Source organism: Chryseobacterium echinoideorum (assembly GCF_007474535.1).
In the GTDB taxonomy this organism is placed as follows: domain Bacteria; phylum Bacteroidota; class Bacteroidia; order Flavobacteriales; family Weeksellaceae; genus Chryseobacterium; species Chryseobacterium echinoideorum.
The window spans coordinates 39051-53991 of the sequence record NZ_VKNW01000013.1; the positions used below are offsets into that span (position 1 = coordinate 39051).

Annotated in this window: 20 protein-coding genes; 2 read left to right on the forward strand and 18 right to left on the reverse strand. The window is 34.5% G+C overall.

Translation table 11 applies throughout. The features are described from left to right. Positions 1-8: 8 nt before the first annotated feature. The 12 genes from rplX to rplC all read right to left on the reverse strand — a co-directional run bounded on the left by rplX (position 9) and on the right by rplC (position 5530). Entirely contained in the window at positions 9-335 is a 327-nt protein-coding gene (gene rplX, locus FOL89_RS15380; protein ID WP_089745115.1) for a 50S ribosomal protein L24, read from the reverse strand. 19 nt (positions 336-354) lie between these two features. After that, entirely contained in the window at positions 355-723 is a 369-nt protein-coding gene (rplN, locus tag FOL89_RS15385; protein WP_007839504.1) for a 50S ribosomal protein L14, read from the reverse strand. A 2-nt stretch (positions 724-725) separates the two neighbouring features. Next, positions 726-980, reverse strand: a complete 255-nt coding sequence (gene rpsQ, locus FOL89_RS15390) for a 30S ribosomal protein S17 (RefSeq protein ID WP_144283668.1) — start codon at positions 978-980, stop codon at positions 726-728. A gap of 12 nt (positions 981-992) precedes the next feature. Beyond that, positions 993-1178, reverse strand: a complete 186-nt coding sequence (rpmC, locus tag FOL89_RS15395) for a 50S ribosomal protein L29 (RefSeq protein ID WP_089745117.1) — start codon at positions 1176-1178, stop codon at positions 993-995. 12 nt (positions 1179-1190) lie between these two features. Further along, positions 1191-1616 (reverse strand): 50S ribosomal protein L16, encoded by a 426-nt coding sequence (gene rplP, locus FOL89_RS15400; RefSeq protein WP_034713010.1) that lies wholly within the window; start codon positions 1614-1616, stop codon positions 1191-1193. A gap of 104 nt (positions 1617-1720) precedes the next feature. Next, on the reverse strand, positions 1721-2455 hold the full coding sequence (gene rpsC, locus FOL89_RS15405; protein WP_089745119.1) for a 30S ribosomal protein S3: 735 nt from the start codon (positions 2453-2455) through the stop codon (positions 1721-1723). Positions 2456-2463: 8 nt separating this feature from the next. Next, positions 2464-2862, reverse strand: coding sequence for a 50S ribosomal protein L22 (rplV, locus tag FOL89_RS15410; protein WP_072953572.1), 399 nt, complete (start codon positions 2860-2862; stop codon positions 2464-2466). Positions 2863-2864: 2 nt separating this feature from the next. Further along, positions 2865-3143, reverse strand: coding sequence for a 30S ribosomal protein S19 (gene rpsS, locus FOL89_RS15415; RefSeq protein ID WP_002983209.1), 279 nt, complete (start codon positions 3141-3143; stop codon positions 2865-2867). Positions 3144-3145: 2 nt separating this feature from the next. Further along, on the reverse strand, positions 3146-3967 hold the full coding sequence (gene rplB, locus FOL89_RS15420) for a 50S ribosomal protein L2 (protein ID WP_072953574.1): 822 nt from the start codon (positions 3965-3967) through the stop codon (positions 3146-3148). Between the two features lie 22 nt (positions 3968-3989). After that, positions 3990-4280, reverse strand: coding sequence for a 50S ribosomal protein L23 (gene rplW / locus FOL89_RS15425; RefSeq protein ID WP_089754637.1), 291 nt, complete (start codon positions 4278-4280; stop codon positions 3990-3992). A gap of 3 nt (positions 4281-4283) precedes the next feature. Continuing rightward, positions 4284-4913 carry a 50S ribosomal protein L4 gene (gene rplD, locus FOL89_RS15430; RefSeq protein ID WP_144283669.1) on the reverse strand — a complete coding sequence of 210 codons (630 nt, stop codon included), beginning with the start codon at positions 4911-4913 and terminating at the stop codon, positions 4284-4286. Next, a complete protein-coding gene (gene rplC / locus FOL89_RS15435) occupies positions 4904-5530 on the reverse strand; it encodes a 50S ribosomal protein L3 (protein ID WP_144283670.1) in 627 nt (208 codons plus the stop codon). The genes rplD and rplC overlap by 10 nt, the downstream gene beginning before the upstream one ends. Positions 5531-5776: 246 nt before the next feature. Between rplC and FOL89_RS15440 the strand changes: the two genes are divergently transcribed. Both FOL89_RS15440 and FOL89_RS15445 read left to right on the forward strand, forming a co-directional pair. Then, a complete protein-coding gene (locus tag FOL89_RS15440) occupies positions 5777-6748 on the forward strand; it encodes a hypothetical protein (protein WP_144283671.1) in 972 nt (323 codons plus the stop codon). A 134-nt stretch (positions 6749-6882) separates the two neighbouring features. Then, positions 6883-9591 (forward strand): hypothetical protein, encoded by a 2709-nt coding sequence (locus FOL89_RS15445; RefSeq protein ID WP_144283672.1) that lies wholly within the window; start codon positions 6883-6885, stop codon positions 9589-9591. Between the two features lie 27 nt (positions 9592-9618). Here the strand turns inward: FOL89_RS15445 and FOL89_RS15450 are convergent, their stop codons facing one another. The 6 genes from FOL89_RS15450 to fusA form a co-directional block, all read right to left on the reverse strand. Next, positions 9619-10119, reverse strand: coding sequence for a low affinity iron permease family protein (locus FOL89_RS15450; protein ID WP_144283673.1), 501 nt, complete (start codon positions 10117-10119; stop codon positions 9619-9621). 62 nt (positions 10120-10181) lie between these two features. Further along, positions 10182-11009 (reverse strand): GLPGLI family protein, encoded by an 828-nt coding sequence (locus tag FOL89_RS15455; protein ID WP_144283674.1) that lies wholly within the window; start codon positions 11007-11009, stop codon positions 10182-10184. Positions 11010-11235: 226 nt separating this feature from the next. Then, positions 11236-11988, reverse strand: a complete 753-nt coding sequence (locus FOL89_RS15460; RefSeq protein WP_144283675.1) for a GLPGLI family protein — start codon at positions 11986-11988, stop codon at positions 11236-11238. Between the two features lie 49 nt (positions 11989-12037). Next, entirely contained in the window at positions 12038-12286 is a 249-nt protein-coding gene (locus FOL89_RS15465) for a hypothetical protein (RefSeq protein ID WP_130914245.1), read from the reverse strand. Positions 12287-12498: 212 nt separating this feature from the next. Further along, positions 12499-12804, reverse strand: coding sequence for a 30S ribosomal protein S10 (gene rpsJ, locus FOL89_RS15470; protein WP_002661363.1), 306 nt, complete (start codon positions 12802-12804; stop codon positions 12499-12501). Positions 12805-12822: 18 nt separating this feature from the next. After that, positions 12823-14940 carry an elongation factor G gene (gene fusA, locus FOL89_RS15475; RefSeq protein ID WP_144283676.1) on the reverse strand — a complete coding sequence of 706 codons (2118 nt, stop codon included), beginning with the start codon at positions 14938-14940 and terminating at the stop codon, positions 12823-12825. Position 14941 lies beyond the last annotated feature (1 nt).

Sequence of the window (14941 nt, forward strand, 5' to 3'; positions counted from 1 at the left end):
ATTTAAAATTATAAAGTTTCACCCGTTTTCTTATTGATTCTTACTTTCTTATCTCCTTCGATTTTGTAACCTACTTTGATAGCTTTTCCGTCTTTTCCAACTAAAGCTACGTTTGAGATATGAATAGAAGCTTCCTTCTCAGTGATTCCTCCTTGAGGGTTAGAAGCTGAAGGCTTAACGTGTTTTTTAACGATGTTAAGTCCTGCAACGATAACTCTAGGGTCTCTTCCTTCTTTTTTGATCACTTCAATAACTTCACCAGTTTTACCCTTGATTTCTTTTTTACCAGTGGTAATGATTACGTTATCTCCTCTTTTTATTTTTAACTTTGACATTTTTTTATAATTTTAAATATTAAAGTACTTCAGGAGCTAATGAAATGATTTTCATATATTCTTTGTCTCTCAACTCACGGGCAACCGGTCCGAAAACACGTGTTCCTCTCATTTCTCCCGCTGCGTTTAGCAATACACAAGCATTGTCTTCGAATTTGATGTAAGATCCATCTTTTCTTCTCACTGCTTTTTTCGTTCTTACTACTACAGCTTTAGATACCTGACCTTTTTTAGCGTTTCCTGATGGTGTAGAATCTTTGATAGTAACAACGATTTTATCACCAACTGAAGCATATCTTCTTCTGGTTCCTCCCAGAACTCTGATAACCAATACTTCTTTAGCACCTGTGTTATCAGCAACTTTTAATCTTGATTCTGTTTGTAACATTATTACTTAGCTTTTTCAATGATTCTTACTAATCTCCATCTCTTGTTCTTGCTCAAAGGTCTAGTTTCAGAAATAAGAACTGTATCTCCTTCGTTGCATTCGTTGTTTTCGTCGTGTGCAGTATATTTTTTCGTTTTCAAAACGAATTTACCGTACATCGGGTGCTTTACTCTTGTAGTCTCGCTAACAACAATAGTTTTTTCCATTTTATTGCTGGAAACCACTCCGATTCTTTCTTTTCTTAAATTTCTATCCATTGTAAAATGAAATTATTGTTTGTTAGTTAACTCAGTGTTTAATCTTGCGATTGTCTTTCTCAAATCTCTGATTTGAATCGGGTTTTCAAGCGGGCTGATTTTGTGAGCCAATTTCATTTTTGTGAATTCAGCTTTAGCTTCAGCCAGTTTATTTTGAAGATCTCCCGCGCTTAGATTTTTAATTTCAGCTTTTTTCATTGTATTCAGAGATTAAAGAGGTTTAACAAAATCGTTAGCAACTACAAACTTGGTCACTACAGGTAATTTTTGTGCAGCAAGTCTAAGAGCTTCTTTCGCTACTTCGTAAGGTACTCCTCCTACTTCAAACATAATTTTACCTGGTTTTACTACAGCTACCCAATATTCCACAGCACCTTTACCTTTACCCATACGTACTTCCGCAGGTTTTTTAGTAATTGGCTTATCCGGGAAGATTTTGATCCATAGCTGCCCTTCTCTCTTCATATATCTTGTCGCAGCGATACGCGCAGCTTCAATTTGTCTTGCAGTGATCCAAGCACCTTCTGTTGCTTTGATTCCGAAAGTTCCATAAGCAAGTTGATTACCTCTTTGAGCAATCCCCTTCATTTTCATCTTATGAACTCTACGGAATTTGGTTCTTTTTGGTTGTAACATAATTTAATAAGATGTTAGATGTTAGATGTTAGATGTTAGATAAAATTTAAATCAGTTCTTGTAACGGAAGATCTAATTTCTAATTCCTATCTTCTAACTTCTAATTAATTATTTTTTTTATCTCTTGAAGGTCTTCTGTTTTCTCTATCTCCTCTGTTTCCACCTCCTGAAGGTCCTTTCTTTTGTTGTCCCACTAGTGGAGAAAGTTCTCTTTTACCGTAAACTTCTCCTTTCATGATCCAAACTTTAACTCCCAACTTACCGTATTGAGTTAATGCCTCACCGATGTGATAATCAATATCTGCTCTGAAAGTTGACAATGGGATTCTTCCGTCTTTGAAAGACTCAGATCTTGCCATTTCAGCTCCGTTTAATCTACCAGAGATTTGAACTTTAATACCTTCAGCACCCATTCTCATGGTAGAAGCGATTGCCATTTTCACAGCTCTTCTATAAGAGATTCTGTTTTCGATTTGCTTAGCAATGCTGTCAGCAACTAATACTGCATCAAGCTCTGGTCTTTTGATTTCAAAGATGTTGATCTGAATATCCTTTTTAGTCAATTTTTTCAACTCTTCTTTCAATTTATCAACTTCCTGACCTCCTTTACCGATGATTAATCCCGGTCTTGCAGTAGTGATCGTTACGGTTACTAATTTTAATGTTCTTTCAATATAAATTCTTGAAATCCCACCTTTAGATAATCTTGCTTCAAGGTATCTTCTGATTTTGTAGTCTTCCGCGATTCTGTCTCCATAATCGTTTCCGCCAAACCAGTTAGAATCCCATCCTCTGATGATACCTAATCTGTTACCAATTGGATTTGTCTTCTGTCCCATACCTTGAATTAATTTTCTTTATTACCTAAGATTAATGTAACGTGGTTTGATCTTTTTCTGATTCTGTACCCTCTACCTTGTGGAGCTGGTCTCAGTCTCTTCAATTGTCTTGCACTGTCCACGAATATTTCTTTCACGATAAGGTTTGCTTCCTCAATGTCAGCTCCTTCGTTTTTCACCTGCCAGTTTGCCATAGCAGAAAGAAGTAATTTCTCCAATTTGTTAGAGGCTTCTTTTTTAGAATATTTTAGGATGTAAAGTGCTTTATCAACCTGCTCTCCTCTGATAATATCAGCTACTAATCTCATTTTTCTCGGAGAAGACGGGCAGTTGTTTAATGAAGCTTTAACAACGTCTTTGTTAGCTTCTTTTCTTGCGATTGAACTATCTTGTTTTCTTGATCCCATGATTATCTGCTTCCTTTGTTTTTGTTACCACCATGACCTCTGAAAGATCTTGTTGGAGAAAATTCGCCTAACTTGTGACCAACCATGTTTTCTGTAACATATACAGGGATGAAAGACTTCCCGTTGTGTACAGCAATAGTTTGTCCTACGAAGTCCGGAGAGATCATCGATGCTCTAGACCAAGTTTTGATAACTGTCTTCTTACCAGACTCTATATTTGCCTGAACCTTCTTATCTAAAGTATGATGAATGAATGGTCCTTTTTTAAGTGATCTTGCCATAATTATTTTCTTTTAGATACGATGTAACGGTTAGACACTTTATTTTTCTTTCTAGTTTTGTAACCTTTAGATGGCTTACCGTTTCTAGATCTTGGGTGACCTCCTGAAGAACGTCCTTCACCACCACCCATTGGGTGATCTACAGGGTTCATTACTACCGCTCTTGTTCTTGGTCTTCTACCTAACCATCTGCTTCTACCAGCTTTACCTGATACCGTTAATTGGTGATCAGAGTTGGAAACCGAACCAATCATTGCCATACATTCAGTAAGGATCATTCTGGATTCTCCTGAAGGCAATTTGATGATTGCATATTTTCCGTCTCTTGAAGTAAGTTGAGCTGAAGAACCAGCACTTCTTGCTAAAATAGCACCTTGACCAGGTTTCATCTCAACACAAGAAATTACAGTACCCAATGGAATGTTTTTCAATTTCATTGCGTTACCCACGTTTGGTTCTACGCTTTCACCTGAAACTACTTTCTGATCTACTTTGATACCGTTTGGAGCGATGATATATCTCTTCTCTCCGTCTGCGTACTCTAATAAAGCGATAAATGCAGTTCTGTTTGGATCGTATTCTACAGATTTTACAGTTGCTTCAACGTTTGCTTTGTTTCTTTTGAAGTCAATAATTCTGTATTTCTTTTTGTGTCCACCTCCGGTGTAACGCATGGTCATTTTACCTGTTTGGTTACGTCCACCTGACTTTTTAATACCAACTGTTAGAGATTTCTCTGGTTTGTTGGTAGTAATTTCCTCAAAATTGTTTACAATTCTGAATCTCTGTCCCGGGGTGATAGGTTTTAATTTTCTAACAGACATTACTATTATTTATAATTAATAATTAATTTACAGCAAAAATATCGATAACCTCACCTTCAGCAAGTTTGATTACCGCTTTTTTCAATTTGTTTGTCTTTCCAACCTGAAGACCTTTTTTAGTGTATTTCGAAGAAACCTTCGGAGCATAAATCATTGTATTAACGTCTGCTACTTTTACACCGTAAGCTGCTTCTACAGCCTTTTTGATCTGGATTTTATTCGCCTTAGTATCTACCAAGAAAGAATAAGAACCTCTTAAATCTGTAAGGTAATTAGCCTTTTCTGAAATAACTGGTTTAATAATAACTGACATGATTTATTTCTTTAAATTTTCCTGGAATTTTTCAACTGCACCTTCAAAGAATACGATCTCACCTGCGTTGATCAAATCGTAAGAACTCACTTCGTTGAAGTTCATTACTTTAGTCTTAGGTAAGTTTCTTGAAGATAAATACACATTCTTGTTAGCTTCAGGAAGAATGAATAAAGATTTTTTACCGTTTAGTGTCAATGCATCTAATAAAGTAATAAAATCTTTAGTCTTAGGAGCATTTAAGCTCATATCTTCTAAAACTTTAATGCTGTTATCTCTCATTTTCTGAGATAAAACAGATTTTTTAGCCAATCTCTTAAGCGCTTTATTCAATTTGAATCTGTAGTCTCTTGGTTTTGGTCCGAATACTCTACCCCCACCTCTGAAAGTTGGAGATTTAATATCACCATATCTTGCAGAACCAGATCCTTTTTGCTTCTTAAGTTTTTTGGTAGAGGCAGTAATTTCGCTTCTTTCTTTTGATTTATGAGTCCCTTGTCTTTGTGCAGCAAGGTACTGTTTCACTTCTAAGTAAACCGCATGCTGATTTGGCTCAATTCCGAATACTGATTCGTCAAGAGTTACTTTTCTTCCGGTCTCTTTTCCTGATGTATTTAATACTACTAGTTCCATTTTCTGATAATTACATAAGAATTTTTAGCTCCCGGAACAGCACCTTTTACTACTAAAAGATTTTGTTCTTGATCCACTTTTAATACCTGAAGGTTTTGTACAGTTACCTGCTTACCTCCCATTCTTCCGGCCATTCTCATCCCTTTGAATACTCTTGAAGGGTCAGATCCTGCACCGATAGAACCTGGAGCTCTAAGTCTGTTGTGCTGACCATGAGTTGCCTGCATTACACCTCCAAATCCGTGTCTTTTAACAACACCCTGGAAGCCTTTACCTTTTGAAGTTCCTGTTACGTCAACATATTCTCCTTCTAAGAATAAATCAACTTTCACTTCTTCTCCTACTTTTACTTCGTCTACGAATTCTCTGTAGAACTCTACCAACTTAGCCTTAGGAGCCGAACCAGCCTTTTTAAAATGACCAGCTAACGCTTTACCAACGTTCTTCTCACTCTTGTCATCGAAACCTAACTGAACTGACTTATAACCGTCTTTTTCAATGGTTCTGACCTGTAAAACCGAGCACGGACCAGCCTGAATAACTGTACAAGGAATATTTTTCCCCGCTTCGTCAAACAAAGATGTCATACCGATTTTTTTACCAATAATACCTGACATTATTTATATAATATGTTATAAAATTTTCTTGTATCTGTTCTCATTTTTCGAGTTCTCAAGTAATTACTAAGTCTGAATTAGGCATACTCCTCCCCTAAAATGAGTGTGCAAATTTATGAATAAATTTTAATCTGACAAATATTTTAGGTAAAATATTTTGATTTATAGAAAGTTAAACAATTTTTGAATGGTATTGAGGAAAATGCTATCAGTATTTTTGTAAATTTAAAATCCGAAAGTAAACTCATGAAAAAATACATCCTCTTTCTTCTCCTATTTTCCTTTTGTTCCTGCTCAAAAAAACATAAACATCCTTACACTTTTTATTATTGGAAAACAAGCCTCAGTCTGAATACTAAAGAAAAAGAAAGTTTGAATAATGCTGATACTCCGCTTCTATATACGAGATTTTTCGATGTTGATAAGGTCAATAATCAATTTGAACCTGTTGCTGTGATTACTAAGGATCAAAGTTTTGAAACAGAAAAGAAAATAGTTCCAACCGTTTTTATTACCAACCGCAACTTTATTAATGTTGAAAAAAGTGAAATATCCTTTCTTGCAGAAAAAGTGAATGATTTAATTAAAAAGAAAATAGCTGACTACAACCTTAAAGTCAATAATGAAATACAAATTGACTGCGACTGGACATCCGGAACGAAAGAAGATTATTTTGAATTTTTAAAGCAGTTAAGAAAAATTTCTAAAAAACAAGTAACCTGTACTTTGCGGCTTCATCAGGTAAAAGACAAAGATCTCGCAGGGATTCCTCCGGTTGAAAAAGTATATCTGATGTGTTATTCTACTTCATCACCTCTCGAAAATTCAGATAAAAACTCTATTCTGGATTTGAATATTATGAAAAGCTATTTAGCTCGACTTGACAATTATCCTATAAAAAAAATTGATGTGGCACTTCCCATTTATTCATGGGGAATTATTACCAATCATTTAGGAAAACACAAACTTATTAATGCTCTTTCTGCAAAAGATCTTGATCGTGCTGGTTTCAAAAAAATCTCTGAAAATAAAATTGAAGTTCTGAAAGACGGTTTTTATTTCGGAAATTTTCTCAGCAAAGGCTTCACCATAAAGGTGGAAGAAATATCTGAAGACCAACTAACCAAAGCAATTCAGTTTTTAGATAAAAAAATAATTGACTACAATATTATATATTATCAATTAGATAGTAAATTTGTAGAAGGGCGTTCTTTTTGAAGAAAACTCTAAATGCAGGAGTTTTAAATTCGCATCAAAAACCTACGCAGTTTTGCCAATATAATGGATAACTTCCCTGTTATGTAAGCTAATAGTAAATTAACCTTATCAACAATAAAAAACACCCAAACAATATGAAAAAGTATATTCTAAGCATTGCTGTTGCCTCGCTTTTCTATACAAAGACTGAAGCATGCGCCTGGTCTGATCCCGATTATGATTACTTTAATCTTTTTACACAAAGCATTATAAAAGACAAATCTTATCTTCCTTTTTTACATAATTATTCGTCAAGATTTTATACTGATTTCAAAGCTTCACAAATCCCTAACGAAAACATAGAATCGTGGCGGAAATTTTTTGGCAATCAGCTAAGCTATTCTGAAACCGATTATCTTGTGAATACAATCAGTATGAATGACCTGAATGCCTTAAAAAAAGGAACACCAAATAATCAGCTTTTAAATAAACTGGGGACAGGTTTTTACACTAAACACCGAGAAGCCATAGATTATTTAATTGAAGCAAAATATCTGGAACCTTACATGAGAATTAATTATGTAGAAGGATCAGATTCTTTTTATTATCGGGAAAATGAAAATGACAAAAACGCAACCCAGCTGGATTATAACAAAACAATTTCTGCACTTACCTCATTGTATAATGCAGCAAAAAACCCAGAAATTAAACAGCGTTACGGCTATCAGCTGGTAAGATTTAATCATTACACCAGAAATTATGATGCCGCAATTCAGGCATTCAAAATGTATGTCCAGCCAATTAAACTAAAAGGCGCACCTTATTATATGGCACTCGACCAGCTTGCCGGTGCACAAAGAGGACTACGATTGGGAAATGAAGCCAACTGGAATTTTTTTCAGGTTTTTATGAATTCCAAAAGCCGTAAAGAATCTTCTTTTGTTTCGATGAAATTGTCAGATTCTGCATCTTTTAATAATATACTGAAAAGAGCCGAAACCAACGAAGAAAAAAATATGGCGTACTTTCTTTTAGGATATGAAGATTTTACCAATCCTATTCCGATGATGGAAAAGATGTACGAAATAGATCCTGATTCTGAAATTCTGAAAGTAATGGCAGCCAGAAGCATTAATGAATTAGAAAGAAATTATCTTCCGACTTATTATTATGCTTCAAAAGATTCTGATAAAACTTCAGACAAAAAAGACCATACTGCAGGTGCGGAAAAAGCAGAAGTCAAAAAGAAAGAATTGAGTTTCTGGCAGAAAATAGTTCTGTTTTTTAAGAATCTTTTTGGAGGAAAAAAAGCTGACCAAACGGAAAACAAATCTCAGCAAGATAATGATGAACTGTTTGAAAATCCCGACAGAATACCTACTTACATCAAAAATAACGCTTATTACTATTATCAGAACGAAAATCAAAAAGATTTTTTGGATGATCTCGAAAAATTTACTTCTAAAACAAAAGAAAAATCTAAAGACGAATACTGGCAGATTGCTGATGCCTATTTAAAATTTTTGAAAAAAGATTATCAGCAAAGCAGTGAAATTTTAGCTGATATTAAAACTAATAATCCTGAATATCTTGAAGAAATCAAGAGAATGAAAGTTTTGAATGATATTGTTTCCCAGCCTAAAATTGATGCGGAATATGAAGATCATCTAATGAAAAACTATGCTGAATATTTCATCGAAAAATCTCCCGTAAAAAAAGACAGTACAGAGATTAACGAATATGATTATTACGGACAGGCTCCGTCAACTGCCGAATTTCTGAAAGATGTTCTGGCAAACCGATATTTTCTTCAGGGCGAAGACGGAAAATCTTTCCTGATGAATAATACTCTTTCCGACTTACAATATAACCCAAACTCCAGTCTGGTGAAGAGTGTTGAAGAATTTTATAAAAAGCAGGATAAAACAGAATTTGAAAAGCAGATCATTGCTAAAAATCTTAATAATGTCGGAAATATTGAAGCCTTCTTTGCGAATATCTATGGTGACAGAGCGATGAAAATGGCAGATTTTGACAAAGCTAAAATTTATTACCAGAAAGCTCAAAAGTTTTCCGGAATACCAAGAGACCATTATGAAAGATATAATCCCGAAACCGGAAATTATGAAAAATTGGTTTATAATGGTAAAAATTATGATGGCTTCAACAATATTCCAAATCTTGTTTTTGGGCACAATGTCTGGGAAAGCTTTCAAAGTTCTGATGCAGAAAGCATGAGAGCCGAAGATTATTCTGTTTTCCCTTTCATTAAAACTAAAATGAACAAGCTGGAACTAGCCGATGCCCTAACTCAGCTTAAAAAAATTGGAACAGGAAAAGACAGTAAAGCTTCCAAAGCCAATCAGCTGATCGGAAATGTTTTGTATAATACATCAATTCTTGGCTATTACCGACATCTTTTTGTAATGGATGTTGATAACAGCAACGGCGGAAAATATGATTTTTGGACAACGGAAAAAGAAACTCCATTTCAATACTATTACAAGAATTTCACTTATACAACTTTTATTGAGCCTGATAACTTCGATCTTAGTATAAATTATTATCAGAAAGCTTTAAATCTTAGCAATGACAGGGAACAAAAAGCCAGAATTCTCTTCCAAATGGCAAGTGCGGAGCAAGGTAAATATTATCAGTATGAAGCAAAACATCAAGCCAACATTGATTATGCTGATCCGAAATGGTCTGAAAAAAATGATGCTCATGAAAAACAAATGGCTCAGCTTAAAAATCAAAAGTACCGTAATTATTTTACCCAGATAAAATCTCAGTATTCAGATACCGAAACTGCAAAAAAACTAATGGGAAGCTGTAGTTATTTTGAGTATTTTATGAAGAGATAATCGTAATCCTTATGAATGAGAGAGGAATCAGATTGATTCCTCTTTATTTTTCTGGGCTTGAAGCCACTGTTCATGTCTTTGCTTGAAATACTCATGTTTTTTGTCCTGATTAACTTTTGCCGCATCTATAGAATGAGATGCGTGAATGTCAGAATCTTCCTCGGCAAAATCTGCCAGCTTTTCGTAATAACAATGAATTTGATCCAGTTCCTTTTCGGTAAGGTCTTCTATATCAACCATCCGGTTGCTGGCTTTTTCATTGGCAGCAATAAGCTCATTCAATTTGATCTGAATGGCTTTTGAATCTTTATTTTGTGACTTTTGAATAAGAAACACCATTAAAAAAGTTATGATCGTAGTTCCTGTATTGATAACAAGCTGCCATGTTTCAGAATATTTAAAAACCGGACCCGAAACTGCCCAAATAACAACAATGGCTACAGCACTGAGAAAGGCATAAGAGCTTCCTGTAAATTTCGTCGCCCAATTTGAAAATTTTTCAAAAATTGTTTTATCTGATTTTTTCATACTCTATTTTTAACAGCAATTTAATCAAAAACTCTATCAATCATCAAAATCCATAACTAATTTTATTTTTTAGGATATATTATAATTTTATCAAGCTCTATCGGGTTATTATGTTTCCGTAAGTGATCTTGTAATTGATCCGAAAGTTCTTTAATCTGTTCAGGACTTTTAATCTCAATTCCCAAGACCATAAAACGAGCAGTAGGGTCTGTATTGTTTTTATATTGTTCTTTAAACTCTCTGAGAGGATCATTAAAATTGTCAATGATTATTTTATTAAGTTTTGATTCAGGAATTTTAACTGGTTTTTGCCCAGCAAAATTTTCAATAATATTTCTAGTTTCATATGTTTTTGCTAATTGATAACTTTTAACCAAAGAAAATTTAAACTGGCCTTTATCATCATATAGTTCGAAAATCATTCCCGGTAAGCCACGGAACTTGTAAGGACCTTCATTTAGATTGATGTCTTTGGTAAACCACGCCGTCCAGTTTCTTCCGCCAAAATCGGTTGTTGCTTTTTGCAATTGGTAGTTTCCTGAAGCCTTGGTTTCATTAGTAAGTTTCCATTGTACCCTATCATCAGTTTCTACAATAAACATATTCTGTAAATTGATATAATTATTGTTAATGTTCGTATTCCTTTTTCTTATCACGACAGGAGTATCATCCCATCTGATATGATTTACACCTTTGGTAATATTGGTAGAGTCTGTTTTTACAAATTCATAATTGTAAAATTTAACATCAGTTGGATTGACATCCAAAACCATATTTGTCTTTGTGTGTTCTGAAGATGTAGAATCTGTTTTATAATGATACTCATAAATAAAACGGTGAGTTTGTGCAGAAAAAAGCACTGGCAATAAAAGCAGAAGAAATTTATACATGAAATTGATTTTAGTAAATATATCAATAATTTTAGAATTAAAAACTTAAAATTAAAAAAATCCCTCTTCTTACGAAAAGGGATTATATAAAGATGATATAAGCCAAAGTCTAATTAGCAAACTTTAATTATATTTATTTTTCAATTCTTCTTCTTTCTTATCATCATAACATTGATGATGTATTAGAATAAAAAAATTACTGGTTTTACGAGAACTCATAAATTTATTAATTCAGTGACAGCTCTATTGGATTATCATATTTCATTCTCCGCTCATAAGAATCATTAAATCTTTTAAGATCTTCGACACTTAAAGTCACTGTACCACCAAAACTGAAATCTGATTCTATGTTCTTTTTTACTTTAAGATACTCAGTTTTAGAATAAATCTTAGGTTGCATAAATCTATTTACAGAATACTTTTTAGTAAATTTCTCAATAGACGTAGCAGTATAATGATAATCACCTTTATCGTCAAAAACCTCTAAAATTAATCCCGGTAAATTGTTGAATTTATAAGGACCAAACGGTATAAGATAAGCAGGTGTATAATAGGCGACCCAATTTCTGCCATATTTTGTTATCGTCGCTTTTTGACACTTCAAACCTAATATTTCTTTATTTTCCTCTACAATTTTCCAATTCCAAGTATTTTCTTCAACATAACCAAGTTTGTTTAAAATTTTAATAGAATTAGTGAATTCAATTTTTTTATCTCTTATAAAAATATTTGATTGTCCCTTCATATCAAAATGATCAAGCGTCTCTTCAAATTTCAGCCCTTGATCAGCAAGAGAATCGAATACATAAGCTTTTTTCGCCTTAAATACTGACTCATTACTGTTAGCAATCAGCCAAAATTCTTCTTGATGTACTTTTGCATTTTCATTTAAGTTTTTTTTAGCCTCCAAAAAGTATCCTACTCTTATTTCTGGAGAAATCTCTTTTTGAGCGAAAGCAAGTGAAAACGAAAAAAGAATAAATAAAAAACAGTTTTTTTAAAAAAAACTGAAAAAAAAGAAACGTTTTTTATTCATCTCTACTGACAATTGTAACTTCTTTAACCGGCTTACCGCAATCTTCTTGGTTGAATTCATTCGCTATAGCTAAGGCAGCTTCTATGGTTAAAGGCTGACTGACTGTAAAGTTAGTAAATGTAGAGCAAGTTGAAGCATAGGTGTAGTTACAGCCTCTAGATGAACAGCCATTAGATTTGATTTTTTGAGCGCTCATCAATCCAGCGAATCCAATCATCGCCAATAATAACATTTTTTTCATAAGACAAATATTTTGATTGTTTAATGTGAGCTAAAACTAAAAATAAAACTATGCAAGTTTTTTATCAAATAATTGCGAATTATTTCATTATGCTAAGTTTTTAGTGATGGGTTCATTTTAAAAATATCAATTCTACAAATCTGGTAGGTATGAAACATAAAAAATCCCTCTTCTTACGAAAAGGGATTGTATAATCATGACAATTTGAATTATCACACTTTAATTTCTACGTCAACACCTGAAGGAAGTTCTAATTTCATTAGAGCATCTACAGTTTTAGAAGAAGAAGAGTAAATATCCATCAATCTCTTGTGAGCTGATAATTGGAACTGCTCTCTTGCTTTCTTGTTTACGTGCGGAGATCTCAACACAGTGAAGATTCTCTTGTTTGTTGGCAATGGGATCGGTCCGTTTACCACAGCACCGGTAGCCTTTACCGTTTTTACGATTTTCTCTGCAGATTTATCTACCAAATTGTAATCGTAAGATTTAAGTTTTATTCTGATTCTTTGTGACATTTTAATCTAATTTAAATATTAACCTTTAGCCTTAGCGATTACGTCTTCAGCAACGTTTGAAGGAGCAGCTTCGTATCTTTCAAATTCCATTGAAGATGTTGCTCTACCTGAAGATAAAGTTCTAAGAGAAGTTACATAACCAAACATTTCAGAAAGCGGAACGAAAGCTTTGATTACTTTAGCGTTGTTTCTGTCATCCATACCATTTACAGTACCTCTTCTTCTGTTAAGGTCTCCTACGATGTCTCCCATGTATTCTTCAGGAGTTACTACTTCAAGTTTCATGATTGGTTCCATGATTACTGCTTTAGCAGCTCTACCAGATTCTTTGAAACCTAACTTTGCAGCCAATTCGAAAGACAACTGATCCGAGTCAACCTGGTGGTAAGATCCGTCTTTTAAAACAATTTTCATTGCCTCAACTTCGAATCCTGCCAAAGGACCGTTCTTCATTGCTTCTCTGAATCCTTTTTCAACAGAAGGAATAAATTCTTTCGGAATATTACCCCCCTTAATTTCGTTGATGAATTCAAGACCTGTTTTACCTTCGTCAGCAGGACCAATTGTGAATACGATATCGGCGAATTTACCTCTACCTCCAGACTGTTTTTTGTAAACTTCTCTGTGGTTAGCTGTTTGTGTAAGTGCTTCTTTGTACTCTACCTGTGGTTGACCTTGGTTAACTTCTACTTTGAACTCTCTTCTCATACGGTCTACGATGATATCCAAGTGAAGCTCACCCATACCGGAGATGATTGTTTGTCCTGAAGCTTCGTCAGTCTTAACCTGGAATGTAGGATCTTCTTCAGCTAATTTAGCCAAAGCGTTACCCATTTTATCCTGGTCAGCTTTCGTTTTAGGCTCAACAGCGATACCGATTACCGGATCCGGGAAGATCATAGATTCAAGAACGATTGGGTTCTTTTCATCAGATAAAGTATCACCTGTTTTAATATCTTTAAATCCTACAGCAGCACCAATATCTCCAGCTTCAATATATTCAACCGGGTTTTGTTTGTTTGCGTGCATCTGATAGATTCTGGAAATTCTTTCTTTGTTACCAGATCTTGTGTTCAAAACATAAGAACCTGCATCCAATCTTCCTGAATAAGCTCTGAAGAATGCTAACCTACCTACGAATGGGTCAGTAGCAATTTTGAAAGCTAATGCAGAAAAAGGCTCATCAACAGATGGTTTTCTTTCGATCTCAGCGTCAGTTCTTGGGTCTGTTCCTGCGATATTATCCTTATCTAATGGAGAAGGAAGATATTTACAAACAGCATCCAACATAAACTGTACTCCTTTGTTTTTGAAAGAAGATCCACAAGTCATTGGAATGATAGAAAGATCAATAGTCGCTTTTCTTAACGCTTCGTTGATTTCTTCTTCAGAAATTGAATCCGGATCTTCGAAGAATTTCTCCATCAAAGTCTCATCATAATCAGCTACAGCTTCTACTAATTTTTCTCTATATTCAAGAACTTCATCTTTCATGTCCTCAGGAATCGGAACTACTTCATAAGTAGCACCTTGTCCAGCTTCATCCCAGATGATCGCTCTGTTTTTGATTAAGTCTACAACCCCTTTGAAATCTTCCTCAGCACCGATTGGTAAAACGATTGGAACCGCATTAGATCCTAACATTTCTTTTACTTGTTTTACAACGTTCAAGAAGTCAGCACCCTGTCTGTCCATTTTGTTTACGAATCCCATTCTCGCAACTTTGTAGTTGTCAGCCAATCTCCAGTTTGTTTCAGACTGAGGCTCAACTCCGTCTACTGCAGAGAAAAGGAATACCAAACCGTCCAATACTCTCAAAGATCTGTTTACTTCTACTGTGAAGTCAACGTGTCCTGGTGTATCAATGATGTTGAAGTGGTAAGGTTTTGTTTCAGGTAATTTCTTACCTTGATCTGTTGGGAAATTCCAGTTACAAGTAGTTGCAGCAGAAGTAATGGTAATCCCTCTTTCTGCTTCCTGTTCCATCCAGTCCATTGTAGAAGCACCATCGTGAACCTCTCCAATTTTGTGGTTTACACCTGTATAGAATAAAATCCTTTCTGTAGTGGTAGTTTTCCCTGCATCAATGTGAGCAGCAATACCGATATTTCTTGTAAATTTAAGATCTCTTCCCATT